General features: G+C 30.6%; 3 protein-coding genes. All 3 read right to left on the bottom strand.

All coding sequences use genetic code 11. The annotated features are described in order from the left end of the window. On the bottom strand, positions 1-1266 hold a 1266-nt coding region (locus V7112_RS19155; protein WP_335422841.1), incomplete at its 3' end, for an aldolase catalytic domain-containing protein. Next, the gene (locus tag V7112_RS19150; RefSeq protein ID WP_335422839.1) at positions 1266-2006 is read right to left on the bottom strand and encodes a 3-deoxy-manno-octulosonate cytidylyltransferase; all 741 of its coding nucleotides are present in this window, start codon (positions 2004-2006) and stop codon (positions 1266-1268) included. The genes V7112_RS19150 and V7112_RS19155, both read right to left, overlap by 1 nt. Positions 2007-2297: 291 nt before the next feature. After that, the coding region (locus V7112_RS19145; protein ID WP_335422837.1) for a 6-hydroxymethylpterin diphosphokinase MptE-like protein at positions 2298-3018 on the bottom strand (721 nt) is incomplete at its 5' end.

Raw genomic sequence — 3018 nt, 5'->3', positions numbered from 1 at the left:
AAATAATGTTCTATTAGATTTATCAGTTATTTTATCCGATAAGCTATCGAATCTTTTAATATTGCTTATAAACACACTGTTTATACTAAAATCATCTGGTATAAAATTAACACTAAAAATAAAAGGGTTATAATCTCTAATAAAAGCATTAATTTTATTTTTTTGTATTTCAATAGATTTGCCAGGAGCAATTATCAGGACTTTTCTACTAGCTATTATGCTTTTTATTGCTTCAAGGCCGATAGTATCATCTATTAAGTGCATTTGAAATTTGATATATAAATTCTCTATAAATTGTTGATTAAATAATTCTCTAATTTTCAAAGGAATCTGCTTTAATATAGTATTGATCGCCTTTACAGAAATAGTTTGTTTATTCATTAGATAAGCAGCATAGTTCGGATGACAGTTATTTACAGCAGCAATGTAATAAGGAATCGAATAGCCCCATCGGGCATCTGTAGAAAACTTAGTTAGATCCTCATCTACAATTTCCAGTAAAGGTAGGACATTGTATTTTTCCTCAATATTTTCATTAATATATTGAGTTATTAGCTCAGTACACAGGTTGCCGGCACCTCTTCCCATTCCAAAAACGGAGGAGTCAATGATAATATGTCTCTTCGTGTGGAGCATCAAAAGTTCCTGAGCATTTGAAAATGATAACTGCAAGTTATTGTGAGAATGAAAGCCAATACTTATGGAGTCATCAAGATTATGGTCAATTAAATGATACATTCTTAATAGATCGTTTTTATACATAATCCCAAGTGTATCTACTAAATAAAAAGCATATGGCTTAAGTTCATTTACCCTTAAAATTAGGTTTAAAAGTTTATTGTCAGAATAACTTGTAGTTCCGACTGGTTGAATAAATACTTTATAACCTTTATCCATTAATAGCTTTGCATATGACATAGCATCTTCGATTTCATTCTCATGAAAAGTTAATCGTATTCCATCGATTGAAGTCCCATCGCAGTCTTTAATTTTTTCTATAGGAATATATGGGACATCAATCATGGCGACATACGTTATATTATAATTTTTAGGACTAATAAGTTCTTTTATCTTCTCAACTTTGTTGAAAATAGAAACATTATTATCAAATTCTTGATCTCTTAAAAATCCGCATTCAATGATATCAATATTTGATTGAGACAATTTTTCAATAACTCTCCTAATCGTTCGCGCACCAAATTTCCAATTGTTGATATAACCACCATCACGTAAAGTACAATCAAGAATCCTACTATTATTCACCATTACACCACTCTTTCAGTTTGACCCGCTATAATATTTCTTACCTTCTCTAAATCTTTTGGGGTGTCTACCGATAACGTTGTAACGTCTGCTTCGATAAACCTTATTTTCTGACCATTTTCCAAGAAGCGAAATTCATCAATATCTTCTGCTTCCTCGATAGGGCCCCTTTTTGCATTAAAGCAAAATTCTAATGCACTTTTTGTGAAACATTGGACACCTACAAATTTTTTAAAGATAAAATTATAAGTCCCCTTTGGATACGGGATTGGACTTCTAGCCATGTACAAACCATAACCATGAATATCTGTTGCTATTTTAATTTTTGAAGAATCAACTGCTTCTAAAGGATTTTTTAATTCTGTCATTAGGTTAGATATATAAATTAAGCTAGGATCAATTTCTTTTGGCAATATTTTTGTTATTGCCTCTGCTTCTATAAGCGGCTCATCTCCATTAACATTGATATAGAAGTCCGCGTCTACCATAGTGGAAACCTCATATAGTCTATCTAAATGCGTTTTGTGGCTATCGGAAGTCATTACCGTATTTATTCCAAAATTTTCGCAAACAGTTTTTATACGAACATCATCTGTTGCTACATAGACATCAGATATTCCATTTACCATACTAAGTCGTTTGTGAACCCACCAAACCATTGGTTTCCCGCAAATGTCTGCCAAAGGTTTACCCTTGAATCTTGAGGAATTATATCTTGCTGGTACAACGCCTACAATTTTCATAAATAACTCATCCTCTTTAAAATCATTTTTATTTATATAGAACGTCTTGGAAAAGCCTGAATGTTTATCTAATAATTTTATTTAAAATCAACTTTAACGTTTTATTTTATATAATTCGTACATTATAAAGAACACCTGTATATAAAAATAACATACCTTTATGATATGTATTTATACTTAAACGTTGTAACTCTATTTGTTCTTTATAAAGAATTATAACATTCTAATTTGTCTATTACTAACGTTTTTTACAAAATGGTACCCTAAATAAAATCCCAAAATTGGTTAGCACTAAACCGTTCTCTTTTTAAGCCCCTCTTTATTGTTTTCAACATCATATAATATTGCATCTAGATCAACTCTTTCAAATAAATCAAGCATTCCTCCTCTGGTGGCATTATAAATCTTTATATTATGTTTATCCGCATATTTCTTTGCTTCTTTGTATGCACTAAACATTTTATTGCCAGCTTGTAAGTATTTTGGATCCACAAAACCATAATCTTTAAAATGATGGTGCATATTAGTTGAGTAATTATTATCTACACCAAGAAGATAAATTTCTTTAAACCCCATATATACCGCTATTTGGATTAATGAATATGTGATTGAATACCCATCGTATACTTCCGCAAATGCATCAGCGCTAAATTTTGAATTGTATTTTTTATGTCGCCTTTGATGGTTAAGCAAATTTAGAGGATAAATATAAAAATTATCTTTAATGTCTATGTCATTTGAAATAATATCGGCTACGAATATACCCTCAACATTTAGCTTTTCAATATGTTCTTTAAGTTCTTTGTATAAGATATCGAACTGAATACCATAATATGTTGGCCTCCATTCTGTATCATCGAAAGCTAAACATATTGAGTTCATGCTAAAGGAAATTTCTCCTTTTAATTTTTCCAAATCATCCATCGTTAGACTTGGTCCTGTGGCGACAATAAAACATCTCTCACCTTTATGCTTATTATGGATTGTTCTTATTTTCTCATAACAACTATTT

Origin of the sequence: Bacillus sp. JJ1566, assembly GCF_036962685.1 — a bacterium.
Classification (GTDB): Bacteria; Bacillota; Bacilli; order Bacillales; family Bacillaceae_L; genus Ferdinandcohnia.
The sequence above is the reverse complement of the archived record's forward strand: the minus strand, read 5'-3'. Positions and strand labels throughout refer to the sequence as shown.